General features: G+C 45.6%; 26 protein-coding genes. 15 read left to right on the plus strand and 11 right to left on the minus strand.

What is annotated here, in order from left to right; genetic code table 11:
- The first annotated feature begins 280 nt into the window (after nt 1-280).
- On the plus strand, nt 281-2,005 hold the full coding sequence (locus tag ACQ4M5_RS33525) for an EAL domain-containing response regulator (protein ID WP_430680154.1): 1,725 nt from the start codon (nt 281-283) through the stop codon (nt 2,003-2,005).
- Nucleotides 2,006-2,213: 208 nt separating this feature from the next.
- On the opposite strand, the gene ACQ4M5_RS33530 is transcribed toward ACQ4M5_RS33525, so the two are convergent.
- Both ACQ4M5_RS33530 and ACQ4M5_RS33535 read right to left on the minus strand, forming a co-directional pair.
- Nucleotides 2,214-4,103, minus strand: a complete 1,890-nt coding sequence (locus tag ACQ4M5_RS33530; protein WP_430680155.1) for an ABC-F family ATP-binding cassette domain-containing protein — start codon at nt 4,101-4,103, stop codon at nt 2,214-2,216.
- A 124-nt stretch (nt 4,104-4,227) separates the two neighbouring features.
- Nucleotides 4,228-4,509 carry an HU family DNA-binding protein gene (locus tag ACQ4M5_RS33535; protein WP_430680156.1) on the minus strand — a complete coding sequence of 94 codons (282 nt, stop codon included), beginning with the start codon at nt 4,507-4,509 and terminating at the stop codon, nt 4,228-4,230.
- Nucleotides 4,510-4,524: 15 nt separating this feature from the next.
- On the opposite strand from ACQ4M5_RS33535, the gene ACQ4M5_RS33540 reads away from it, so the two are divergent.
- Genes ACQ4M5_RS33540 through ACQ4M5_RS33555 form a run of 4 tightly spaced genes read left to right on the plus strand, consistent with a single transcriptional unit; the run spans nt 4,525 to nt 7,607 of the window.
- A complete protein-coding gene (locus tag ACQ4M5_RS33540; protein WP_430680157.1) occupies nt 4,525-4,653 on the plus strand; it encodes a hypothetical protein in 129 nt (42 codons plus the stop codon).
- 31 nt (nt 4,654-4,684) lie between these two features.
- On the plus strand, nt 4,685-6,049 hold the full coding sequence (locus ACQ4M5_RS33545) for a glycoside hydrolase family 76 protein (protein WP_430680158.1): 1,365 nt from the start codon (nt 4,685-4,687) through the stop codon (nt 6,047-6,049).
- Nucleotides 6,046-6,726, plus strand: a complete 681-nt coding sequence (locus tag ACQ4M5_RS33550; RefSeq protein WP_430680159.1) for an SGNH/GDSL hydrolase family protein — start codon at nt 6,046-6,048, stop codon at nt 6,724-6,726. The genes ACQ4M5_RS33545 and ACQ4M5_RS33550 overlap by 4 nt, the downstream gene beginning before the upstream one ends.
- Complete coding sequence (locus ACQ4M5_RS33555) at nt 6,723-7,607, plus strand: 50S ribosomal protein L11 methyltransferase (protein ID WP_430680160.1); 885 nt, start codon at nt 6,723-6,725, stop codon at nt 7,605-7,607. Before ACQ4M5_RS33550 ends, ACQ4M5_RS33555 begins: the two co-directional genes overlap by 4 nt.
- Here ACQ4M5_RS33555 and ACQ4M5_RS33560 read toward each other — a convergent pair.
- The gene (locus ACQ4M5_RS33560) at nt 7,585-7,731 is read right to left on the minus strand and encodes a hypothetical protein (protein ID WP_192843621.1); all 147 of its coding nucleotides are present in this window, start codon (nt 7,729-7,731) and stop codon (nt 7,585-7,587) included. The two genes, ACQ4M5_RS33555 and ACQ4M5_RS33560, sit on opposite strands and share 23 nt — an antisense overlap.
- 134 nt (nt 7,732-7,865) lie before the next feature.
- Here ACQ4M5_RS33560 and ACQ4M5_RS33565 point away from each other — a divergent pair, with 134 nt between their 5' ends.
- Together ACQ4M5_RS33565 and ACQ4M5_RS33570 are read left to right on the plus strand one after the other, a co-directional pair.
- The gene (locus tag ACQ4M5_RS33565) at nt 7,866-8,846 is read left to right on the plus strand and encodes an ABC transporter ATP-binding protein (protein ID WP_430680161.1); all 981 of its coding nucleotides are present in this window, start codon (nt 7,866-7,868) and stop codon (nt 8,844-8,846) included.
- 130 nt (nt 8,847-8,976) lie between these two features.
- Nucleotides 8,977-10,134, plus strand: a complete 1,158-nt coding sequence (locus ACQ4M5_RS33570) for a WD40 repeat domain-containing protein (RefSeq protein WP_430680162.1) — start codon at nt 8,977-8,979, stop codon at nt 10,132-10,134.
- Nucleotides 10,135-10,383: 249 nt separating this feature from the next.
- Here the strand turns inward: ACQ4M5_RS33570 and xseB are convergent, their stop codons facing one another.
- Complete coding sequence (xseB, locus tag ACQ4M5_RS33575; RefSeq protein ID WP_430680163.1) at nt 10,384-10,635, minus strand: exodeoxyribonuclease VII small subunit; 252 nt, start codon at nt 10,633-10,635, stop codon at nt 10,384-10,386.
- A 25-nt stretch (nt 10,636-10,660) separates the two neighbouring features.
- The gene (gene xseA, locus ACQ4M5_RS33580) at nt 10,661-11,911 is read right to left on the minus strand and encodes an exodeoxyribonuclease VII large subunit (protein ID WP_430680164.1); all 1,251 of its coding nucleotides are present in this window, start codon (nt 11,909-11,911) and stop codon (nt 10,661-10,663) included.
- A gap of 162 nt (nt 11,912-12,073) precedes the next feature.
- Here xseA and recA point away from each other — a divergent pair, with 162 nt between their 5' ends.
- The 7 genes from recA (at nt 12,074) to ACQ4M5_RS33615 (ending at nt 16,547) form a co-directional block, all read left to right on the plus strand.
- Nucleotides 12,074-13,153, plus strand: coding sequence for a recombinase RecA (recA, locus tag ACQ4M5_RS33585; protein WP_430680165.1), 1,080 nt, complete (start codon nt 12,074-12,076; stop codon nt 13,151-13,153).
- Between the two features lie 145 nt (nt 13,154-13,298).
- Nucleotides 13,299-14,174, plus strand: coding sequence for a restriction endonuclease (locus ACQ4M5_RS33590; protein ID WP_430680166.1), 876 nt, complete (start codon nt 13,299-13,301; stop codon nt 14,172-14,174).
- 153 nt (nt 14,175-14,327) lie between these two features.
- Complete coding sequence (locus ACQ4M5_RS33595; protein WP_430680167.1) at nt 14,328-14,540, plus strand: hypothetical protein; 213 nt, start codon at nt 14,328-14,330, stop codon at nt 14,538-14,540.
- An 8-nt stretch (nt 14,541-14,548) separates the two neighbouring features.
- Complete coding sequence (locus tag ACQ4M5_RS33600) at nt 14,549-14,971, plus strand: type II toxin-antitoxin system VapC family toxin (protein ID WP_430680168.1); 423 nt, start codon at nt 14,549-14,551, stop codon at nt 14,969-14,971.
- A gap of 119 nt (nt 14,972-15,090) precedes the next feature.
- On the plus strand, nt 15,091-15,339 hold the full coding sequence (locus ACQ4M5_RS33605; RefSeq protein WP_430680169.1) for a UPF0175 family protein: 249 nt from the start codon (nt 15,091-15,093) through the stop codon (nt 15,337-15,339).
- A gap of 154 nt (nt 15,340-15,493) precedes the next feature.
- The gene (locus tag ACQ4M5_RS33610) at nt 15,494-15,835 is read left to right on the plus strand and encodes a nuclear transport factor 2 family protein (RefSeq protein WP_430680170.1); all 342 of its coding nucleotides are present in this window, start codon (nt 15,494-15,496) and stop codon (nt 15,833-15,835) included.
- Nucleotides 15,836-15,983: 148 nt separating this feature from the next.
- Nucleotides 15,984-16,547, plus strand: a complete 564-nt coding sequence (locus ACQ4M5_RS33615) for a Uma2 family endonuclease (RefSeq protein WP_430680171.1) — start codon at nt 15,984-15,986, stop codon at nt 16,545-16,547.
- Between the two features lie 15 nt (nt 16,548-16,562).
- On the opposite strand, the gene ACQ4M5_RS33620 is transcribed toward ACQ4M5_RS33615, so the two are convergent.
- From ACQ4M5_RS33620 to ACQ4M5_RS33635, 4 genes are all read right to left on the minus strand, one after another.
- Entirely contained in the window at nt 16,563-17,720 is a 1,158-nt protein-coding gene (locus ACQ4M5_RS33620; protein WP_430680172.1) for an NAD(P)/FAD-dependent oxidoreductase, read from the minus strand.
- 26 nt (nt 17,721-17,746) lie between these two features.
- The gene (locus ACQ4M5_RS33625) at nt 17,747-18,106 is read right to left on the minus strand and encodes a HepT-like ribonuclease domain-containing protein (protein WP_430680173.1); all 360 of its coding nucleotides are present in this window, start codon (nt 18,104-18,106) and stop codon (nt 17,747-17,749) included.
- The gene (locus tag ACQ4M5_RS33630; RefSeq protein WP_430680174.1) at nt 18,096-18,386 is read right to left on the minus strand and encodes a nucleotidyltransferase family protein; all 291 of its coding nucleotides are present in this window, start codon (nt 18,384-18,386) and stop codon (nt 18,096-18,098) included. Before ACQ4M5_RS33630 ends, ACQ4M5_RS33625 begins: the two co-directional genes overlap by 11 nt.
- Before the next feature lie 324 nt (nt 18,387-18,710).
- Nucleotides 18,711-20,366 (minus strand): FAD-dependent oxidoreductase, encoded by a 1,656-nt coding sequence (locus ACQ4M5_RS33635; protein ID WP_430680175.1) that lies wholly within the window; start codon nt 20,364-20,366, stop codon nt 18,711-18,713.
- Nucleotides 20,367-20,450: 84 nt separating this feature from the next.
- Here ACQ4M5_RS33635 and ACQ4M5_RS33640 point away from each other — a divergent pair, with 84 nt between their 5' ends.
- Nucleotides 20,451-21,854, plus strand: a complete 1,404-nt coding sequence (locus ACQ4M5_RS33640; RefSeq protein ID WP_430680176.1) for a sensor histidine kinase — start codon at nt 20,451-20,453, stop codon at nt 21,852-21,854.
- A gap of 15 nt (nt 21,855-21,869) precedes the next feature.
- Here the strand turns inward: ACQ4M5_RS33640 and ACQ4M5_RS33645 are convergent, their stop codons facing one another.
- Together ACQ4M5_RS33645 and ACQ4M5_RS33650 are read right to left on the minus strand one after the other, a co-directional pair.
- Nucleotides 21,870-22,067, minus strand: coding sequence for a hypothetical protein (locus ACQ4M5_RS33645; protein ID WP_430680177.1), 198 nt, complete (start codon nt 22,065-22,067; stop codon nt 21,870-21,872).
- A 13-nt stretch (nt 22,068-22,080) separates the two neighbouring features.
- Nucleotides 22,081-22,296 (minus strand): hypothetical protein, encoded by a 216-nt coding sequence (locus ACQ4M5_RS33650; RefSeq protein WP_430680178.1) that lies wholly within the window; start codon nt 22,294-22,296, stop codon nt 22,081-22,083.
- Between the last annotated feature and the right edge of the window lie 56 nt (nt 22,297-22,352).

Here is a 22,352-nt window from a genome sequence, read left to right on the forward strand (position 1 = left end):
ACTGTATAAAAAGAATTTTGGAGCATCTGAAATAGGAGTCTTGCTGGAGAGATTCTTGTTGCTCCCGAAGTAGCTGCATACAGTGAACAGTAGACCCGATTCTGTGTGCAATGCCGCTTGGGAAACTATAGTATTCAAGTCTGGCTTCGTTCGCAACTTTTAATAAGCAGATTTTTCATCTTTTGTCTATTAATCTACTGGGTGTTGCCCAATTACATTTTTTCTACGGTAATATTCTTTACTTGCTCAGTTGATGATTCGCTTAGCCTGCTCTACCCCAATGAAGACGATTCTTGTAGTTGAAGACGATGAATTGATCCGGCAAAATCTGCTGGAGATCCTGGAACTCGAAGGGTTTCGAGCGATCGAGGCAGAAAATGGTCAAGTCGGAATCCAGAAAGCTCGTTGCTTTCTGCCGGATCTAGTGCTATGCGACATCTGTATGCCCGAATTGGATGGATATGCGGTTTTAGAATCCCTGCGATCGACTCCTCAAACTTCAACAATTCCAGTGGTCTTTCTCACCGCAAAAAGCGATCAAAGCGATCTGCGACGGGGAATGAATCTAGGCGCAGACGATTATCTTGTGAAACCTTGTTCGGTGAATGAATTAATCGGTGCAATTACTTCACGGCTAAAGAAACAGGCGGCATATCTGCAGCGATTTGCTCAACAACAACAGCAAGCTACCGCAGCGTTTCGACGAGGAGCAATGCTTGATCCGCTGACAAATTTACCCACTCGCGGTTTACTGTATCAGCATCTCCACAATTTGCTGACGGGTCAAACCGAGTCGAATATCGCAGTGTTGTGCCTGAATCTGAGGCGATTCCACGCGATAAATTCGAGTTTTGGGCATACAACAGGCGATATTGTGCTGCAAATGGTCGCAAATCGTTTGAGTAAAGTGGTGCAGTCAAATGGCTTTTTGGCGCGGCTGAACGGCGACCAGTTTGGGATTGTGCTGGCGAATCTGGCTGAATCTGAGGTTGAGTCTTTCGCACAAGAAGTTCTCGATCGAGTCACTTTGCCCTGTGTAGTGGATGGTCATGAGATTCGATTTCATGTCAGTGTTGGTATCACTTGGACGAATGAACTGAAGGGAACACCGCAAGATTTGTTAACTCAGGCAGAAACGGCGCAGCACTGGTGTCAACAGCCCGGAGTGACGGGATATCGCCGCTATGATGCGGAACTGGATGCGATGGAAATGGAGCGGCGCTTGATCGAGATGGATTTGACCAAAGCGATCGATCGAGCAGAATTCCAAGTGTATTATCAGCCGCAAGTTGATCTGCAAACGGGTCAGATTGTGGGAATGGAATCGCTAGTCCGCTGGCATCATCCGATTCGAGGGATGGTGTCGCCTGCTACGTTTATTCCGATCGCGGAAGAGTTAGGTTTGATTGTGCCGTTGGGGGAATGGGTGCTAAAAACGGCGTGTCAGCAGGCAAAACGCTGGCAGAGTGTCTACTTGGAGCCGTTGAGAGTTTCCGTGAATCTGTCCATGCGCCAGTTCCAGCAGCCGGATTTACCGAAACGAGTTGAAGCGATTTTAAATGAGACGGGACTTAATCCGAAGTTGTTAATTTTAGAGCTAACTGAAAGCTGTTTGATGCAGGATGTTCAGGCGACAATTGTGGCTCTAGAGGCGTTAAAGAGGTTAGGCATTGAGATTTCGATCGATGATTTTGGTACAGGACACTCATCGCTATACTGTCTGGATAAATTGCCGATCGATGCGCTGAAAATTGATCGATCGTTCTCAAAACAAATCAATATCAACGAACGCGCCACAGCGATTTCTAACGCGATTATTACAATGGCGAAAGGCTTGAAATTGCATATCGTAGCGGAAGGAATCGAAGACGAGAATCAACTGGAATTTTTCCGCGATCGGGGCTGTGATGCAATTCAAGGATTCCTTTACAGTCCCCCTATTCCACCCGATGAAATGCAGACCTTATTGATTAGCGATCGACGACTTCGATTAGTTGCCGCTTAGAGGGTGTTTGAGAAGGATAAAAAGCAGCTTTACTTCGTTGCCAGTCCGCCCGGAAATAAATCTCCGGGCTAATGGAAGAAACCCCGCTGAAGCGGGCTGGGAGAATCATTCGGAGTTCTTAGCCCAGTTGAGTGGGCTTCCCTGATTAGCCCGGAGATTCATTTCCGGGCGGGTGAATGCGATGAACGATTACTTCTCAAACACCCTCTTAATTCGAGTCTATTTCAGACAGTTCCATCCATCGAATTGTGGACGTTTCAATCTGCTCCTCTAGGTTGGCTAATTGTTCTGAAAGCTTTTGAACTTCGGTGAAACCAGTGGGTGGATTTTTGTAGAGTTTTTGCTCGATCGAGGCTTTTTCCGCTTCCAATTCTGGGATCTTTGTCTCTAACATTTCTAATTCGCGCTTTTCCTTAAACGATAATTTTCGCGGTTTATTAGAAACTGATTTCGCTGTAACAGATTTCGATTCTGCTGGCTTTTCTACGACAATTTCTTCATCTTTTTTGTAATCGAGATAGACCGAGTAATTGCCAGGATACTCGCGAACATTTCCGCCTTCTTCGAGTGCGAAGATCTTATCAACGGTACGATCGAGAAAATAGCGATCGTGTGACACGACAATCACACAGCCATTAAACTCTTCTAAATATTCCTCTAAGACTGCCAACGTTTGCACGTCCAAGTCATTCGTCGGTTCGTCCAAAATCAGAACATTTGGCGCGCTCATCAACACGCGAAGCAAAAACAATCGTCGTCTTTCTCCACCCGATAATTTGCTGATTGGCGCATACTGCTGATTCGGTGAAAATAGAAATCGTTCCAGCATTTGAGAAGCAGTAATCACTTCACCGTCTGCTGTTTTAACCAGTTCTGCAACATCTTTCAAGTATTCGATCACGCGCTGATTTTCGTTGACTTGAAGATCTTCAGAATGTTGATCAAAATAGCCGAAATGAATCGTACTACCTGTGTCGATCGTGCCAGAATCCGGCTCTAATCTTCCGGTGATTAGATTTAGTAAAGTCGATTTTCCTGCGCCATTTTCACCGATAATTCCGACTCGATCTTCAGGATTGAAATTGTAGGTAAAATCTTTGATTAAAGTGCGATCGCCAAATCCTTTCGTCACATGAGCTAATTCAACGACTTTCTTTCCAATTCGTCGTCCTGCGGTTGAGATTTGCACCTTAGCCTGAGCTTGTTTAAACTCAGTTTCTTGCATCTCATGAACTCGATCGATTCTTGCTTTCTGCTTGGTACTCCGCGCCTTTGCCCCTCGTTTGAGCCATTCTAATTCGCGTCTCAATACGCCTTGATGTTTCCGCTGCGTACTCGCTTCAGATGCTTCTTGAGCCGCTTTCTTTTCCAGATAATACGAATAATTGCCGTTGTAGCTGAACAAATCGCCGCGATCGAGTTCAATAATCCGATTTGTGACTCGATCGAGAAAATATCGATCGTGCGTCACCAACAACAACGCGCCTCGGAATCGGCTGAGATAACTTTGCAACCATTCGATCGAGAGAGCATCCAAATGGTTTGTCGGCTCATCCATTAATAAAACATCTGGTTCCGCGAGTAATGCGGTTGCCAGTGCAATTCGCTTTCGATAGCCACCGGATAGCTGTTGAATCTTGGCGTTAAGGTCTTGAATTCCTAACTTTGTCAGCACAATCTTGGCTTGCGTCTCCAATTCCCAGGCATTGAATGAATCCATCTTCTGCGTGACCTGGGACAATCGCGCCATCACCGCATCAGAATTTCCGTGAGCTAACTGATCGGATAGCTGCTCGTATTCTCGAACCAATGCCATCTGTTCGCCGCTATCTGCAAAAACTTGCTCTAAGACAGTTCGTTCTGGATCAAGATCGGGGTCTTGTGGCAGGTAGATAATCCGACTACCAGAAGCTTTCGTGAGGTCGCCACCATCGATCGATTCCAGTCCGCCGATCATTTTCAGCAAAGTCGATTTGCCTGAACCATTTGTGCCAATCAGTCCAACTTTCTCGCCTGCTTCTAGCGTGAAACTGGCATCGCGCACAATTTCCTTAATGCCGAAATCTTTTTTTACCGATCGTAGCGTTAGAACACTCATAGCTGATGAAACGAAACCCGCTCATCAACGGTAACACTGAATTGGGAGTGGGGAGTGGGGAGTGGGGAGTGGGGAAAATGATCGAAGTTAGCGTTCTACTCCCTACCCCCTACTCCCTACCTTCTTACTCTTGCGGTGCAACTCGATCTTTGAATCCTTTTCCTGGCGCAAACACAGGAACGCGCGTTGCCGGAATTTGGATCGCTGCGCCAGTCGCAGGGTTACGACCTTCACGGGCTTGACGTTCCCGCGCTTCAAAGCTACCAAATCCAACGATCGTTACTTTGTCTCCAGTTGCCACCGTTTCCAAAATCGTATCGACCATCGCAGTCAGGATAGCATCTGCTTCTTTCTTGGTGACGCTTGCCTTTTGAGCGATCGCGTCTACTAATTCACCTTTGTTCATCTGTGTGTCCTCACAATGATTCGCTGCATTGTAGTGCAAGATTTTCCAAAGTTCAATCGTACTATGCAAATTTCTGACACAACGTATGATTCTGGTGAGGATGTTTTGCCCGGATTTGTGTTGAATTTGTCGATCGTTTGGTAGTGTCGATCCTGGAACATTCAAGGATTGAAAGATGGTACTACCCGCGACTTGTGCTCCAGGCATTGCGGCAGGCATGGCAGCGCTACAGATGTTTTACAACACAGGAACGGGGCTTTGGAATACCTCGAACTGGTGGAATGCGGCGAACGCGCTCGAAGCTACGATCGAGTATTCACGCATTACGGATTCGCTCACGTATCGCAGCAATATTTACAATACGTTTTACCAAAAGCCGAGATACAAGAATTTTATTAACCCGTGGTTTCGGGATGATGATGGTTGGTGGGCGATCGCCTGGATTCGAGCTTACGATCTCACGGGCGAACAGAAGTATTTAGATCAAGCTAAAGTGATCTTCTGGGATATGACGACAGGTTGGGATGATGTTTGCAACGGTGGTCTTTATTGGCACAAACGAGAATTGAATTATAAGAACGCAATCACGAATGGTTTGTTAATGTCGGTTGCGGCAAAATTGAATCTGCGTGAACCGAATGATAAACGGTATTTAGAATGGACGCAAAAGATTTGGGAATGGTATCAGCAGAGTGGAATGATCAATGCTGATAACCTGGTGAATGATGGTTTAGATAGCAACTGTCGTAATAACGGGAAGACCACTTGGACATATAATCAGGGCGTTTTGATTGGGGCACTTGTGGATCTGTATCGTGGCACAAAAGATGCTGAATTATTGAAACAAGCGGAAGCGATCGCAGATGCGTCGATCGTCAAACTTTCCCGCAATGGCATTCTGCGCGAACCTTGTGAAGATAACAATGATTGTGGCAATGATGGTCCGCAGTTCAAAGGGATTTTTATGCGGAATTTGGCAGATTTATATCAAGTTAGACCTAAGCCCACTTACCGCGAATTTATTCAAAGAAATGCAGAATCGATTTGGGCGAATCGCAATGAGCAAAATCAGTTTGGACTAAATTGGGCGAGTTCGGTTGATAAAGCGGATGCGACTCGTCAGACCAGTGCGATCGATGCGTTGAATGCTGCGATCGCGCTTTCGACTGCAAACACCTTTACTGCCTCCACTGAGTTCATCAAGCCAGTGCCTTCTTCAATGACTCGAATTACTCAGAGCAACGAGGATTTTACTCGATATACCGTCTCGGTTGGGTGTTCAGGTCGATATGATTTGGTGTTTCGATATGCGTCTCCGACTGGGGCAAGTCGGTACATCCATGTAAATGGTCGGAAATTGGCTGATCAAGAGGCGTTTCCGGCAACGGGCAATTGGGAAGAGCAGCGATCGCTAAAAATCGAAAATGTCTGGCTAAATGCAGGGGAAAATTCGGTTTCTGTGATTTTTAATTCGAGTAAAGGCAGCAGAAATCCTTTATCACTGGATACTTTATCAATCGATGTTTCGCGCAAAAGATGAATGTAATTAAAAAGCTTGGAAAACGTTTGGATCAATTCAAATCACTCAGCATCTACGGGTTTGATTTGATTCAGGAACGAATGACCGATTGGGCACAGTTACAGCATTATCATCAAGCGAATACTGAGTTGAAAGAAGATCTCGATCGCGTTATTTTCTTCGGTGATTCAATCACTGATTTTTGGGGTTTATCCACTTATTTTCCTGATCAACCCTACATCAATCGTGGAATTGCTGGTCAGACAACGCCTCAAATGCTGGTTCGATTTCGTCCAGATGCGATCGCGATTCGTCCAAAAGTTGTAATTCTGTTAGCTGGAACGAATGATATTGCAGGGAATACAGGCAGAATGACGATCGAAGAAATTCAGAGCAATCTAATGTCGATCGTTGAATTGGCAAAATATCATCAAATTCGCATGATTCTATGTTCAATTCTGCCAGTTAGCGAAGTGATGTCTGTAACTCGATCGCCTAAAAAAATTCAAACGTTGAATGCTTGGATTGAGCAATATTGTGCAGAAAATGACTGCATTTATTTGGATTATTACAGTCACATGGTAGACGATCGAGGATTTCTACAATCGCATTTATCGATCGATGGTTTGCATCCAAATGACGCAGGTTATAAGATCATGAGTCCACTTGCAGAAGCCGCAATTCAAAAAGCCAGATGATAGAACTGAGTTTAGATGCCACGACTGAAGCGATCGATTGGATTCGATCTTTATTAGCCACCGTCAATTTTACGGATAATCTTCAAGTCGAAGAAGCAAAATCACCTTGGGCGTATCAGGTTCGATTCTATCTACCAGAGGGCGATCGAGCCAGAATTGATCAAATTGAATCGGCGTTGTCATCGCTTCATCGAACTGGAATGACAAGCGAATTAGAAATGTCGATCGTTGAGGAGAAACTAAATTATTCCAATGCAATTCATCGAGTCGGTAATTTTGTAATTTCAGATGAAAACTATCAAATTAAACCGAAGGAAATTTCGCTTAATATTCAAGAAAGTCTCGCATTTGGTAGCGGTTTTCATCCTGCAACAATTCTTAGTTTGCAGTTAATTGAACGACACATTACGCCAGATTTAGAAATTCTCGATCTAGGCTGCGGATCTGGAATTTTAAGTATTGCAATGGCGAAATTAGGAGCGCAAGTTTACGCAGTCGATAATGATGCGATCGCAGTCGAAGCAACTCGATCTGCAATTGATCAAAATTCAGTCAGCGATCGCGTCCGAGTCGATCAAGCTAGTCTCGGCAAAGGAAGTGATTTAGGGCATTGGATGGGCGGTGAAGTTGGAGAAATTCGATCAATTTCAACCACTGAAACTTTCGATGTTATCGTCTTCAATGTGTTTGCTCGAATCATTATTGATTTAAGCGACGATTTAACCAAAGCACTTCGACCAAACGGACGCTTAATTCTCGCAGGATTTACGATCGAATACGAACAAGAACTGATCGAAACGCTTTCAGAATTTGAACTGATCGATCGAGAACAAACCGGAGATTGGATCGCATTGGTTTTTAAAAAAACAGCGGCGGAATAACTTCGATCGGAGCCGGGAGCATTTCTCCCCGAAAATCGAGCAATTGAACCAGGAGCAAATACCCCAAACCCAATGCGAGAGAGATAATTCCGGTCAAGATAGCAACAAATTTTGAGCGAGTCATAAGTGAGAAAACATAAAGCGCCTAACCAAAGTTTACAAAATTTCGGGAAGGGCGAGAGACGCGATCGCAAAAAATGCTGATGCGGGAATCGTAAGGAGTGATTAAATGGCTACTCAGTAGAGATCGAGGTACTTATGGATTCTGCTGTTGCATCTCGCCTTCAACTTCCGACATTTGAACGTTCGATCGCGCTCCAAACTTACGAACTCGGTAAAACGTATCGCACTGGGTTCTGGATGAATAAAAAAGTCGCTTCCCTCAATTCGGTTAGTCTCACCGTATACGAGGGCGAAACGTTTGGCTTACTTGGACAAAATGGAGCCGGAAAAACGACTTTGCTCAAAACTTTGCTCGGAATTGTTCGTCTAACTGCTGGACGAGCTACTGTTTTGGGTGAACCTTTGGGCGATCGCTCCGTGAAACAACGGATCGGATACTTACCTGAAAATCCCTACTTTTACGATTACCTCACAGGTTGGGAAGTGCTGAATTTTACGGGAGATTTGTTTGGAATTGAGCGATCGCAACAACGAAAACGCATTCCTGAACTGCTCGATCTCGTTGGTTTGGCTCAATCTGCTGCCAAGAAGAAACAACTGCGGCAATACTCGAAAGGAATGCTGCAACGAATTGGACTAGCACAAGCATTGATCAACGATCCGGATCTCGTTTTTCTAGATGAGCCGATGTCAGGACTTGATCCGCTCGGTCGCTACCAAATGCGAGAAATCATTCTGTCGCTCAAGTCGCAAGGCAAAACGATTTTCTTTAATAGTCACGTTTTGTCTGATGTTGAAAAAATCTGCGATCGCGTTGCCCTTCTTGCCAAAGGTGAATTAATCGCGATCGGCTCAATGCAAGATCTCCTGGGAACCGCTGAAAATTACCAAGTGACCGTGAAAGGTGGAAGACCGGAAATGCTGAATCAGTGGATTCCGAATCTCGACCTCCAAGACGGATTATGGACAGGACAACTGAAGGGACAACCAGAGGATTTTCTCGGAAGTTTGCGCTTGATGAATGCTCAACTGATCTCGATCGAGCTTGCCCGTCCGTCGCTTGAAGAGTTCTTCGTGCGCCAATTAAGAGAGCGTGGAATCCAATCAAGTAGCTAATTCTCGATTACCTCAGTAAATCCAAGGAGCATTCATAGAAACTTCATCTAGAGATCATCAAGAACACCGTAGAGCAATTGAAGCACAGGGTGAACACTGGCAGTGATCCCCACTGGTGAGGGCAAGCGCCATGTTTCAAGATGCCTCGATCGATGAACTGCCTTTATTGTTGGATCGCCTTCCAGATTCAGCCCCCGACTCGTTCCACGATGCTCACGATTGGCTCGATGATGAAATTCCTCCTTTAGAAAAATCTTTAGATACGGATTGGGTTGTTCAGCCCCTTTCTACCATTCAAACACCTGTATTTTCTTGCCTTCAAACCCTCAAGTTTGATCACGCTGTCCGCCGAATTTTGATCCATCCGAATCAAGAGATTCTTTTCACAGTCGGTTCTCCGACGCGCAACAGTTCACCCGAATCGACTCATACGATTCAGGCTTGGAACTGGCGATCGAGCAATCGTATTCTTACTTTCAAAGGTCACACGGCTCCGATTCGCACAATTGCGCTGAGTCAAGATGGGAAAATTCTGGTCAGTGGCAGCGACGATCGCACCATTAAAGTTTGGAATGCGCTCACAGGTGAAGAACTTTCTACACTCAATCAAGAGAGTTCTGTAACAGCGATCGCACTCAGTCCAGACGGCAAAACGCTAGTCAGTAGCGGCTGTGATAATTATCAAATTTGCGATCGTCAATTGCAGATTACAAAGCGCGATCGCGTTCTCAGAATTTGGAATCTTTCCGAAGGCAAAATCATTCATACCTTGCCTTGTCTCACAGATGTGCCGATGTTGTTGATGGGAACTAGCGGAAAAGTGTTGCTGAAATACGAGCAGCAATTAGAAGCGGTGAACTTAGAAACTGGGCGAATTATTCCAAACTTGGGTTGGTTAAATGATTGCGAACAAGTCTTAGCGATCTCGTCAGATTGGGAAGATGCAGCAACATTGGTCGATCGACAAGTTACCATTCGCAAAGTCACAACAGGCGAAGTGCAATGTCGAATTGGGTTAGATTTGTTCGATCGAGCCATTCAAGTCTCTGCCCTCAGTTCTGATGGCAAATGGTTTGCGGCTGGATTTCAACGAACTGAGCTTCATCCGAGACATCATCACTATGTCACTCGGCGAAATGTCTTGAGAATTTGGAATGCACAGACTGGAAAACAGGTTGAATGTATTTCTGAATTAGGAGAAGGAATTTGGCAATCGATCGAGTTTAGTTCGCAAGGTCGATCGATCATTACCAGTGTTGGAAATTCTGTGAAAATTTGGCAATTCTAAGAGGGTGTTTGAGAAGCAATCGTTTATCGCATTCACCCGCCCGGAAATGAATCTCCGGGCTAATCGTGGGAAGCCCACTAAACTGGGCTAAGAACTCCGAATGATGCTCCCAGCCCGCTTCAGCGGGGTTTCCTTCATTAGCCCGGAGATTCATTTCCGGGCGGACTCGCAACGCAGCAAAGCCGCTTTTTATACTTCTCAAACATCCTCCAACTCTGATTATTGTGCGGAATTTTGGTACAAAAACGGCTAGAATTCCGCTTCATCGTTCAGGGTTTCAATTAATAAATCGACCTGCTTTTGCCGCTCTGCCAAAAACGATTCACATTGGCGTAGACATTCAACCGCAGCAGAAAACTCTTCAAACACATCCGCTAACTCCAATTCACCTGATTCAATCCGCGTCAAAATTCGCTCGACTTTCGCGACTGTCTCTTCGTAGTTCCAAGATTCAGTAGAAAGACGATTTAATTTCTCAGGTTTCGCAGAAGAGTGATTCATTCAAAAAAGCCGATCGCTAATTCATTTATACCGTCTCATCCTCGGACTGGACTGATACGCTGGTCACAGTCACACCAATCTGCCCTTTTCCAAGCTGAATCGTTAAGTTTTCACCCCTCTGGACATCATTGGTCGATCGAACAATTCCCGATTCTGCTCGTACTACAGCATATCCTCGTTGCAGAACAGCTTGCGGATCAAGTGTGGTTAACTTTTCTTGAAGCATCTGACAATGCTGCGTTGCCGTTTGAAAGCGTCTTTGCGTGGATTGGATTAATCGTTGACGCAGCCATGATACAACCTGCGCTTCTTGTTTCAATGCTCGATCGAGCTTTAATCGAGAAATTCGATCGCGTAGTCCACTCAATCGATCGTGCTCCACGCTCATATATTGCAACACCGCCAAATTAAGCGCTTCTAACCGATTGTGGTGCAACTCATACAAATCCGATAAACATGGGACTGCCTGTTCTGCCGCCGCCGTTGGAGTGTGCGCCATCACATCCGCCGCCAAATCAGAAAGCGATTCATCTCGCTGGTGTCCAATGCCTGCAATCACTGGGATCGAGCAATTCGCGATCGCTCTCACCACATTTTCATCATTAAAACAGACCATATCTTCGATCGCACCGCCTCCTCGTGATAGAATTAGTACATCTGCTCTTCCATCCCGTTCGACTCGTTCGATCGCAGACACGATCGATTGTGGTGCTTGATCTCCTTGCACTAATGCAGGCGAAAACAGCACCCGTAGACCTGGATACCGTCGCTTCAGCGTTCTTTGAATGTCTCCCCAAGCAGCGGCTTGCGGTGAAGTTACGACCGCCACGGTTTGCGGATGAGTGGGAATCGGGCGTTTACGATCGACATCAAACAGTCCCTCGGCTTCGAGGCGGTCTTTTAATTGACGCGATCGCAAAGCGCGTAAGCCTTCCCCTGCTGGAAGCGCTTGCCAGACAATCAACTGATAGCTGCCTCGATGCGGCTGGACATGGACACGACCGAGCAAAATCAACTGTTCACCCGGAGCGGGTAACGTCGTCAACTTATGCAACTGACTATTCCAGACCACACACTGAATCGTCGCCTTGGCATCGGGATCTTGCAGCGTGAAAAACAAGCCGCTGCGATACCGCGTCGCACTCGACACTTCTCCGGTGAGCCAGACTTGGCGCAGTTGATCATCCTGCTCGATCAGCGACTGAATATATGCCGTAAGACCCGCCACCGTCAGGGCGGTATCCGGCACCAACAAATTCGGCAGTTTCGAGGTCATACTCGTTACCCTAGAAGAAGAAATACGACTTGTGCGGAGAGCGGTTTCCTCTCTATGCTACAAAGTTTGGCAATTGGGTGTTAGTTCGATCGTAATTCGGCTACAATTGCCCATCCCGTTCCGTCCCCCCTCTCTTTTTTCACATCACTTTCTGAGGCGCTAATGGCAGCTAAAACTACAACTGAAACAAACGATAAGCAAAAAGCCCTAAGTCTCGTTCTCACCCAGATCGAGCGCAACTTCGGGAAAGGCAGCATCATGCGCCTGGGCGATGCCACCCGAATGAAAGTCGAAACGATTCCGACGGGAGCCTTGACGCTAGATTTGGCGCTGGGTGGCGGTTTGCCAAAAGGTCGGGTGATCGAAATCTACGGTCCCGAAAGTTCGGGTAAAACGACGCTGGCGCTTCATGCGGTCGCAGAAGTGCAAAAGGCGGGCGGAATTGCGGCATACGTAGACGCAGAACACGCACTTGATCCGAGCTACTCAGCGGCGTTGGGCGTAGATATTGCGAACCTGCTGATTTCGCAACCGGATACAGGAGAATCGGCACTGGAAATCGTGGATCAATTAGTTCGATCGACCGCCGTAGATGTCGTGGTTGTGGACTCGGTTGCTGCACTGGTTCCCCGCGCTGAAATCGAAGGCGAAATGGGCGACTCTCACATGGGTCTGCAAGCGCGATTAATGAGCCAAGCGCTGCGGAAGATCACAGGCAACATCGGTAAATCAGGCTGTACGGTGATTTTCATCAACCAGTTGCGGCAGAAGATTGGTGTCACCTACGGTAGTCCGGAAACCACCACAGGCGGTCAAGCGCTGAAGTATTACGCTTCGGTGCGGCTCGATATTCGCCGGATTCAAACGCTGAAGAAGGGAACCGAAGAGTTTGGAACCCGCGCAAAAGTGAAGGTCGCGAAGAATAAAGTCGCGCCTCCGTTCCGAATTGCAGAGTTTGACATCATCTTCGGTAAGGGGATTTCGACTTTGGGCTGTCTGGTTGACCTTGCTGAAGAAACGAGCGTGATTGTTCGCAAGGGTGCGTGGTACAGCTACAAGGGCGAGAATATTAGCCAGGGTCGCGATAATGCGATCAAGTATATGGAAGAACGTCCAGAGCTTGCGAAGGAACTTGAGATTCAAGTGCGCGAGAAGTTGGAAATGGGCGCTCAGGTGTCGGCGAATTCGGTTGGTCAGGTGGATGAACACGAAGACCAGGAAGAACTGGACGACGAAGAATAGGAAGAAGTGCGATCGTTCTGGATTGATGGATCGCCCAGTTCTCTAAACCTTTAGGCAGGCTCTACGCCTGCTTTTTTATTGGCTAGTATCTGAAACTTGGATGTAGCATAGTTCAAGCGGCTTTTAATATCAGTGAGCATCGGTGATGAGTGGTCCCAAATTTATTCGATTCTTCTCTCCCGTTCTACAAGCGTTAAAAGGGCTAGGCGGATCGGGTCGCCCCTCAGAAGTCCGTGATTTTATTGCGAAGCAGCTTGACCTTTCTGAAGCGGAAAGAACCGAACTACTAGAAGGTGGCGCACCCCGATTTGATAATCAGGTCGCATGGGCACGATTTTATTTAGTTAAAGCGGGTCTGGTTGATTCATCCAAACGAGGTGTGTGGAGTTTAAGCGATCAAGGTCGAGAAATTGAAACACTCACGCCTGATCAATCGCTGCTTCTGTTTAAGCAAATTCATTCGGAATTCGAGAGCGATCGAGCTTCAACCAACATCATTGAAGAAGACGAGGCTGTAGAAGAAAGTATTGCTCCAAACGATACCGAAGTAAGCGATGATTCTTCGTACCGCAGAAAACTTTTAGACATGATGTTATCTCTTCCTCCTGATGGCTTTGAGCGATTGTGTCAGCGGTTATTAAGAGAATCAGGATTTGAGCAGGTCACAGTTACGGGACGATCTGGAGATGGCGGAATTGATGGGCATGGAATTCTACAAGTCAATCCGTTCGTTAGTTTCAAAGTTCTATTTCAGTGCAAGCGTTACTCTGGGTCAGTATCTTCTCCACAAGTTCGGGATTTTCGAGGGGCAATGATGGGTCGAGCAGATAAAGGAATCATTTTGACAACTGGAACCTTTACGCCTGATGCTCAGAAAGAGGCTGTGAGAGACGGCGTTCCACCGCTTGAGCTTGTTCATGGAGAAAAGCTTTTAGATATGTTTGAAAGCTTAGAACTAGGCTTAATTCCACGCAAAACATATGATGTTGATCTGCATTTCTTTAAAGAGTTTCAATCTTGATAGCTATTCAGATGCCAGAGTCATTTTAGGAAGCTTGCCGAAGCGAATTTGTGCTGCGATCGCCATTCATACTACTGAAATCAAACCTACGATCGCTTCGTAGCGATTGTGATTGCTATAATGCTTGCACAACTCTAGCTTCTGTGGATTTCTATGACTTCTCAGCAACTTGAAGAACGCTCTCAACAACTCGAAGCGCGGGTTGCAGCTTTAGAGACAGAACTCGCACAGATGAAGCAACTTTTATTAGGCGCAACACAGAAAAAATCCCCCTGGTGGGAACAAGTGGCAGGCAGCTTTGAGAACGACCCGAACTTTGATGAGGCAATTCGCTTTGGTCAAGAATGGCGAAAATCTGCTGAATAGGTCACAGGATGTACATTCTTGACACTGATCATCTTAGTTTGATTCAGCGAAACGGGCAGCAGGGAAAACGAATTCTGATAAGACTAGCCACCGTTCCAGAAAGCGATGTTGCGGTCACTGTGATTACTTACGAAGAACAAGTACGAGGGCGGTTGAACGTTGTTTCTAGATTGAAAACTCCAGAAGAGCAGGCTTTAGCATATCAAGGGTTACAACAACTCGCGATCGACTATCAATCGATCGTGATTCTTCCATTTAGCCTGACCACCACTTTAGAACACCAGCGTTTGCGGAAAGCCTATCCGCGTTTAGGCAATATGGATCTGAAAATTGCTGCGATTTGTCTCGTCAGTAATGCAACTTTACTTACTCGCAACCTGTCAGATTTTGGGCAAATCGTAGGATTGCGAACTGAGGATTGGTCAGCTTAGATCGAATTCGCGCCGCGATCGCGATTCGTGCAAATCAAAAATGAGCGATCGCGAAGCAATCCATCAATATCAAGGATTTAAGCTACCCTGAGAGTGTCATCCATGTATAACCAAGTTATATGAGTGTCGTTATCTCAGATGAAATTCTACAAGCCTCTCAGCTTTCGCCCAGCGAGTTTCGCCAAGAGATTGCAATTCACTTATTCCAAACGGGTCGTCTAACCTTGGGCTATGCAAGCAAACTCGCAGATCTCCCAGTCGATTCTTTTCGTCAGCTTCTCAATCAGCACAACATTCCGCTCTATTCATATGATGTTGAGGATTTTGAATTGGATTTGAAGAATCTGAAAGAGCTAGGTCGGTTGTGATTGTTATTAGCGATACGTCAGTTATTACAAATTTGGCAGCGATCGCCATTCGTACTGCTCAAATCGAATCTACAATCGGAGTTGATCGTCTAAGTTCTTTAATCTTCAGGTAAGCGAATTGCCTGCTTTTCTAGTTAATTTTTGGAAAGCAATTATGCAATCAATCAACAACTACATCGCCGCTTGGAACGCAAAGACTCCAGAAGAAAGACAGAATCTGCTGGTAGATTGTTTAGCAGAAGAGATTGTTTACCTTGATCCGCACGTCTCGGAACCAATTCAGGGAATTGAAGGAATGCAAGCTTTAATTGAGCGGTTTCGGGGACGCTTTGACCATAAGTTAGAGCCAGATGGAGAGATTGATACCCATCATCAAGTATTTCGTTTGCGGTGGCGCTTGCAACGTGAAACGGGCGAAGTTCTGTCACGTGGTTTGATGGTTGGGGATTTATCCACTTCCGGCGTTCTTCAACGGATTGTGCATTTTGTAGATTAATCTTCAAAGAACGAAACGATGCTTATCCTTACTACAACGCCTTGCTAAATCGCCTTGATAGCTTTTGTAATGCACTCGAACAAACCATGAGTTTAAGGAGACTTTAGCGATCGCATACAATATATTTATTCTCTAACTTCCTGTCCCTATGTCTCAAGCCACGAATCGAGTCTATTGGACAACTGAAGATCTGAAGCTTTTGCCCGAAAGCAGCAATCGCTACGAAATTATTGATGGACATTTGCTCATGACTCGTGCGCCACACTGGAAGCATCAAAAAGCGATCGTTAAAGCTTCCAGAATTCTCGATACTTGGTCGGAGACGAGTCAATTAGGGGAAACAGTCGCGACTCCGGGCGTGATTTTTGATGATGCAGATAATGTAATTCCTGATGTGATTTGGATTAGCAATGAGCGATTAGCAGTAGGAGTCGATGAAGAAGGGCACTTTACGATCGCGCCAGAATTGATCATCGAAGTGCTTTCACCGGGAACGCAGAATGAAAAACGCGATCGAGAAACAAAGCTCAAACTTTACGCAGAACGTGGAGTGCAAGAATATTGGATTTTAGACTGGCGAACTCAGCAATTAGAAGTGTATCGCCGCCAAGATGCACTTCTAAAGCTGGTTCTAACGCTCTTTGCTCAAGACAAACTAACCTCTCCACTGTTACCTGAATTTGAATGTGCAGTTGGTAAATTTTTTCGCTAGGCTATTCATCCTGCCTCAGCCAGTTACAAATCGATCGAGCGAAACTTGTTGCAGTAGCGAATCAGGTTCACCTTTCACTTGAATTGCAAATCTTCGAGCTAAAGGCGGCACAAGCGCTAATGGGTTACTAAAGCCAGAAAAAATATAGACTCCTTCAGCACCCGGAACGGCTCCGACTAGCGGTAAGCGATCGCGACTAAATGCAATTAGACAATGCTGCCAAGTTCCCGCTAATTCACCTACTTTCGGCATCACTTGACTGATCTTTTTACGTAAATCAGCTTCACTTTGAACTTTGTCGATCGCAGCATTCGGATCAGTCAATGTTCGGCTGACTTGCCCGATCAGGATTCGACTATTTTGAAACTGAACGGCTCCCGCATCAAGAATCGCAGGGGCAGGCTCTTGTCCAGGTTGATCCCAGATAGCATCATCGCGGGTCGCTTCAGCTTCGAGTTTGAATCGTTCTGCTTCCGCAGGCATGACTAAGGTATTGAGGCGTAGATTGCTTTGGGGAATTTCAATGATTTCGGCATGGGTGAAATATTGAGCGATCGACAATCCCGACTGTTTCAAAAATTGCCGCGTTAATGCTCCAATACATACGACAGTATTTGCTGCAAAGCAGTCTCCTTCTGTGGTGCTAACTCCACCTTCAATTAAGCCTGTCACGGTTGCGATTTTGTAAGTTCCGGTCGATCGTTGCATTGCTGAACTGTAAGCTCGTGCAGTTTTTTCAGCATCAATGTGTCCATGCTTAACGGTTAATGCTCCAGCAATTCCATTTGGATTGAGCAAGGGTTCAAGTTCACAAGCTGCTTCAACGGTGAGAAATTGTGGGGGATTTGCAAAGTGGGAATAGTTCTGAATTAGCGTTTCGGGATTCGATTCGGGTGCGATCGTTAACAATAAATCGATTTCCCGAAACTCAGTATTTGCATCTAATTCAGCAGAGAGATTTTGATGAATTGTCTTACTTTCTGCACAGAGTTGACGAGTGAGATCGGTTGTTCCTGACCAGTAAGCAATGCCGCCATAACTAAAACGAGTTGCAGAAGGAGGATTGGGATCACAATCGAGCAGAAGAACAGAGAAGCCTTGTCGGGTGAGTTCGTAACTGAGCGATGCACCCGTAATACCTGCACCAATCACAATCCAATCGTAAGTTTGCATAAGAAGAAACAAAAAAAGAATACGGCTTATTGTCGATCGCTCAATTCACGATCTAATAGGTCTTCTAATTGTGTGGCTAAACCTGGCAAATCATTCTGAATCGTATTCCACAGAATCGCCATATTGACTTGAAAATATTCATGAGCCACAACGTTTCGAGTTCCGGCAATGCGTCTCCACGGGATATGAGGGTATCGCTGTTGAAGTGAATCGGGAACGTTTCTAATCGCTTCGCCAATAATGACAAAGTTGTATAAAACTGCCTGAGTCACCATATCATCTACGGCTTGAAATTCTTCTATTGTCAAGTTCGTTGTATAGCGCTGAATTTTCGCGATCGCATCCAAAATGTCTTGAATTCTTAACCACCATTCCCTAGAAGACACGAATCACATCCTTCATCACAGGTTCACGCAAGCTTTCTCTAAGCGCGTCTAAACTTCCTAAGTCTACATCACGCCCTAAAATATCTTCTAGATATAACTTAATCCCAACAAAATCAAAGAGTCCCATGGGTCGGTTTAATTCCACCAAAAAATCAACATCGCTGTCTGGAGTCGCTTCATTTCGCGCAACTGAGCCAAACAACTCTAAAGATTCAACTCCCATCGATCGAAGTTTCTCTTCGTGTGCAGTAACGATCGCGATTACTTCATCTCGTCGCATTGTTCTTTGAAATCCAGTTTGTTTTGTATTTTAAGTGGAAGCTCGATCGGGTCATTGCAGCAGCGAAATCTCATGATGTCGATCGTTTTAGTGACAAATTCGCTCTGAGAGATAACGCAAATGTAATTCGATATAATATTCTAATAAGCGCATTTTATTGTTCAGACCGTTTTGATGATAAAAACGCTTTGAAAGATAACACTATCGAAATTCGACATGATATCTCGATAAGCATATTTTATTATTCATACCGTTTTTGTCATATTTTCGATCGATCTCATGACAATTTCGCTGGAACACAACACAAGATCATCGCTTTCCGTCTCACAAAACTTTGCTGAGATATTGATGCACAAACTGAACACAGATTGATCCTTCCCCAACACCAGAAGCGACTCGCTTGACGGAATTGTGCCGCACATCTCCGACCGCAAACACACCTGGAATATTCGTTTCGAGCAAATACGGATCACGATCGAGCATCCATCCTTTTGGACGCTTTGCTAGATCTGCACCTGTGTGAATAAAACCGCGATCGTCTCGATCGATTACGCCATCTAACCATTTTGTTCTTGGCTCTGCACCAATAAAGATAAAGAGTGACGTAGCTGGAATCGTATCTAGTTCTCCAGTGGTTGCATTCTCGATCGTAATCGCTTCTAAACTGCTTTCACCTTTCACTTCCACAACACTCGAAAAAGTCTTTACTGTAATATTCGGTGTGGAATCAATCTGATCGATTAGATATTGAGACATACTTTTCGTCAGTGATTCTCCGCGTACTAACATCGTGACTTGTCGAGCATATTTCGAGAAATACATTGCTGCTTGTCCCGCAGAGTTCGCGCCACCGACAATGTACACATCTTCATCCCGACAAGCGATCGCTTCAGTTTGTGCGGCTCCGTAGTACACTCCTGCTCCCGTTAATCGATCGATGCCTGGAATGTTCAATCGTCGCCACGACACACCCAAAGCCAGAATCAACGCATGACAACTAATCTCACTCCCATCTGCTAAAGTCACAATCCGATAAGCATCCTGAATCCGAATTCCTGTGACTTCTTGTGGAGTTAAGATCTCAACTCCAAATCGTTTTGCTTGCGTGACTGCTCGACGTGCTAAATCACTGCCACTCAGTCCAACCGGAAACCCCAAGTAATTCTCAATTCTCGAACTGGTTCCTGCTTGTCCGCCCGGTGCTTCTCGCTCGATCATCACTGTATCCAAACCTTCAGAAGCCCCATAAACTGCTGCTGCAAGTCCGGCAGGACCTCCTCCCACAATCACCAAATCATAAAAAGGATTTCCCGCTTGTGTATGCAGACCAATACGATCGGCAATTTGCGCTGGAGTAGGTTGCAACACACTCGATCCATCGGGAAACAACACTAGCGGCAACTGTAAGCGATCGCATTGAGCATACTCGACTAATTGCTGCGCCTCTTCTGAAAGCTCAACATCAAACCATTCATACGGCACTTGATTTCGAGCTAAAAAATCTTTGACTTGATGCGATTGAGGCGACCAACGATTTCCAATCACCCGAATCCCTTCAAAGGGCGGACGATACGCAGACATCCAATCTTCTAACAAGTCATCCAACACCGGATAAAGCCGTTCTTCTGGAGGGTTCCAAGGCTTGAGTAAGTAATAGTCGATTTGGGTACTGTTAATTGCCTCGATCGCAGCATCCGTATCCGCATACGCCGTTAACAATGCCCGTTTTGCTGTCGGAAACGTCTTCAATGCTTCTGTCAGAAACTCCACACCGCTCATGTTCGGCATTCGTTGATCCACGAGAAACAGTGCAATCACTTCATTTTTCAACTTCGCCTGTTGCACAACCTCGATCGCACTCATGCCCGAATCGGCTCTAACAATCCGAAAGCGATCGCCATAGTGTTTTCTCAAATCTCGTGCGATCGCGCTCAAGACATCAATATCATCATCAACGGTAAGAATAATGGGTTTTACCATAACCAGAACCCAAGTGAAGAGACATTTAAGCGTAATCTATCTTGTTACTCGTTACAATGCCGAAACCGATCGTTTCGTTAAGGAATGATAGCTGTGTTGTGTATCAAAGATTTACAAGCACTTGAATTGTTTCAAACGCTACCAGAATCAAGATTGAAATGGATTTGCGATCGCGCTGAAGAACTCCATCTTGACCCCGGTGAAGTCCTGATTCATGAAGGGGAAGCTGGAAAAGGCTACTTTGTTTTATCGGCTGGACGACTTGCGATTCTTCGATCGACTGAAGGAATCGAAATGCCCCTTGGACAACATGAAGCCCCCATTTCCTTTGGCGAAGTTCCGATTCTGACCGATGAACCCGTCCTAGTCACGATTCGAGCCATGACTGCCTGTCGGCTACATCGATTAACGTGCGAAGATTTTCTAGAAGTCCTACATTCCTGTCGCCACTTTGAACGCTTAGTCTTCAAAACCGTTCAACAACGAGTCGAAGGGTTAACGACCTTTATTCGCCAACGTGAAAAGATGGCAGCCCTTGGAACTCTTTCCGCTGGACTCGCTCATGAGTTAAACAATCCCGCTGCTGCTGTCGTTCGAGCGCTTGAAGATGTGATCCCCGCTTTAATCGAACTTCAACGCATGACCTTAGTTTCTGGACAAAATCAATTAAATGAAGCCCATACGAAACAATGGATTCAAGCAAGAGATCAAGGATATGACACGCTGTTGAATCATCCGATCGATCTTGTAACTTTGCGCGATCGAGAAGATGAACTCTTAACCTGGCTCGAAGACTACGGAATCGAGGATGCTTGGCAACTTTCAGAACCATTAGCCTCTGCGGGAATCACGATCGACCAACTCGAACAATTAATCGAACCTTGGCGCGACAATCAAACCGAGATGCACGATTTAGGTTTCCGTTGGTTAGCTCTCTCATTTGAAGTTGTGAGCATGATTTCCAGTGGCTTACACGGTGCAAAGCGAATGTCCGAACTTGTGCAGGCGATGAAATCTTACTCACATCTCGATCAAGGTGTGCAGCAAGTTGTTGATATCCATGAAGGGATCGAAGACACCTTACGATTGTTTGCTTTCAAGCTGAAGAAAGGCATTGAGATTCGCCGCCACTACGATTGCAACACCCCAAAGATTCTGGCGTATGGAAGTGAACTCAATCAGGTTTGGACGAATTTAATTGATAATGCGATCGATGCAATTGGCGATCATGGCGTTTTAGAAATCATTACCAATTGCTGCCATGATCATCTCGAAGTCCAGATTATCGATTCGGGATCGGGCATTTCTGAAGAAGTTCGATCGAGAATCTTCGAGCCATTTTTCACCACCAAACCCGTTGGCAAAGGCACAGGTTTAGGTCTCGAACTCTGTCGCCGCATTGTTGAAAACCGTCATCAAGGCGCACTCACCTATGATTCTATTCCGGGTCGAACCCGCTTTACCGTTTGTTTGCCTGTGAAGCACTAATTGGGTCGCCCACAATTAATTCTGTTCACATTTTTTCTGATCGGCTGCGATCGTGTCTTGAACTTCATCAGATTGCTCAAAGATTTCGTTCCAAAGTTCTGAGAGCGGAAAAGTTTGCCCTAATTCTGATTGACGAAAAGACTCTTTCAAATCAGCGAGAATCTGTTCTTTTGAATCAGTCGTCGGATCAAATTCATCAATTTCGTCTATCACTTCTAATCAAACCTCACCGCGTTTCGGAATACTGTTGCTCATCGTCAGCCTCAAATTCATCCAGGCTCAAGAATAACGCTTCTGCATTCAGGATTAATGCCTCATCTGATAACTCTGGAATCTCTTGAATGAGCGTCCATCGAAGAATCTCAGTTGCGACTTGCTGCTTTTCTAAGTCCGGTAGCTGTTCAAAAGCATTTAATAACTGCTCCGCTGCGTTGTTCATCATGATTCTTCAACCCTGCATAAATCTACGTTAGACTGCTACACCTCGGAGGAGGTGTA

The sequence above is a fragment of the Leptolyngbya sp. AN10 genome (assembly GCF_050565645.1).
Classification (GTDB): domain Bacteria; phylum Cyanobacteriota; class Cyanobacteriia; order Leptolyngbyales; family Leptolyngbyaceae; genus Leptolyngbya.

What these genes read in the sequence shown, in the direction of transcription:
- ACQ4M5_RS33620 (WP_430680172.1), bottom strand. Translation starts at nt 17,720, where the DNA reads ATGCAAACTTACGATTGGATTGTGATTGGTGCAGGTATTACGGGTGCA.
- ACQ4M5_RS33550 (WP_430680159.1), top strand. Translation starts at nt 6,046, where the DNA reads ATGAATGTAATTAAAAAGCTTGGAAAACGTTTGGATCAATTCAAATCA.
- ACQ4M5_RS33525 (WP_430680154.1), top strand. Translation starts at nt 281, where the DNA reads ATGAAGACGATTCTTGTAGTTGAAGACGATGAATTGATCCGGCAAAAT.
- ACQ4M5_RS33650 (WP_430680178.1), bottom strand. Translation starts at nt 22,296, where the DNA reads ATGATGAACAACGCAGCGGAGCAGTTATTAAATGCTTTTGAACAGCTA.
- ACQ4M5_RS33615 (WP_430680171.1), top strand. Translation starts at nt 15,984, where the DNA reads ATGTCTCAAGCCACGAATCGAGTCTATTGGACAACTGAAGATCTGAAG.
- ACQ4M5_RS33600 (WP_430680168.1), top strand. Translation starts at nt 14,549, where the DNA reads ATGTACATTCTTGACACTGATCATCTTAGTTTGATTCAGCGAAACGGG.
- ACQ4M5_RS33630 (WP_430680174.1), bottom strand. Translation starts at nt 18,386, where the DNA reads ATGCGACGAGATGAAGTAATCGCGATCGTTACTGCACACGAAGAGAAA.
- ACQ4M5_RS33540 (WP_430680157.1), top strand. Translation starts at nt 4,525, where the DNA reads ATGATTCGCTGCATTGTAGTGCAAGATTTTCCAAAGTTCAATCGTACT.
- ACQ4M5_RS33530 (WP_430680155.1), bottom strand. Translation starts at nt 4,103, where the DNA reads ATGAGTGTTCTAACGCTACGATCGGTAAAAAAAGATTTCGGCATTAAG.
- xseA (WP_430680164.1), bottom strand. Translation starts at nt 11,911, where the DNA reads ATGACCTCGAAACTGCCGAATTTGTTGGTGCCGGATACCGCCCTGACG.
- ACQ4M5_RS33635 (WP_430680175.1), bottom strand. Translation starts at nt 20,366, where the DNA reads ATGGTAAAACCCATTATTCTTACCGTTGATGATGATATTGATGTCTTG.
- ACQ4M5_RS33610 (WP_430680170.1), top strand. Translation starts at nt 15,494, where the DNA reads ATGCAATCAATCAACAACTACATCGCCGCTTGGAACGCAAAGACTCCA.
- ACQ4M5_RS33555 (WP_430680160.1), top strand. Translation starts at nt 6,723, where the DNA reads ATGATAGAACTGAGTTTAGATGCCACGACTGAAGCGATCGATTGGATT.
- ACQ4M5_RS33570 (WP_430680162.1), top strand. Translation starts at nt 8,977, where the DNA reads ATGTTTCAAGATGCCTCGATCGATGAACTGCCTTTATTGTTGGATCGC.
- recA (WP_430680165.1), top strand. Translation starts at nt 12,074, where the DNA reads ATGGCAGCTAAAACTACAACTGAAACAAACGATAAGCAAAAAGCCCTA.
- ACQ4M5_RS33545 (WP_430680158.1), top strand. Translation starts at nt 4,685, where the DNA reads ATGGTACTACCCGCGACTTGTGCTCCAGGCATTGCGGCAGGCATGGCA.
- ACQ4M5_RS33535 (WP_430680156.1), bottom strand. Translation starts at nt 4,509, where the DNA reads ATGAACAAAGGTGAATTAGTAGACGCGATCGCTCAAAAGGCAAGCGTC.
- ACQ4M5_RS33565 (WP_430680161.1), top strand. Translation starts at nt 7,866, where the DNA reads ATGGATTCTGCTGTTGCATCTCGCCTTCAACTTCCGACATTTGAACGT.
- ACQ4M5_RS33560 (WP_192843621.1), bottom strand. Translation starts at nt 7,731, where the DNA reads ATGACTCGCTCAAAATTTGTTGCTATCTTGACCGGAATTATCTCTCTC.
- ACQ4M5_RS33640 (WP_430680176.1), top strand. Translation starts at nt 20,451, where the DNA reads ATGATAGCTGTGTTGTGTATCAAAGATTTACAAGCACTTGAATTGTTT.
- ACQ4M5_RS33595 (WP_430680167.1), top strand. Translation starts at nt 14,328, where the DNA reads ATGACTTCTCAGCAACTTGAAGAACGCTCTCAACAACTCGAAGCGCGG.
- ACQ4M5_RS33590 (WP_430680166.1), top strand. Translation starts at nt 13,299, where the DNA reads ATGAGTGGTCCCAAATTTATTCGATTCTTCTCTCCCGTTCTACAAGCG.
- ACQ4M5_RS33605 (WP_430680169.1), top strand. Translation starts at nt 15,091, where the DNA reads ATGAGTGTCGTTATCTCAGATGAAATTCTACAAGCCTCTCAGCTTTCG.
- xseB (WP_430680163.1), bottom strand. Translation starts at nt 10,635, where the DNA reads ATGAATCACTCTTCTGCGAAACCTGAGAAATTAAATCGTCTTTCTACT.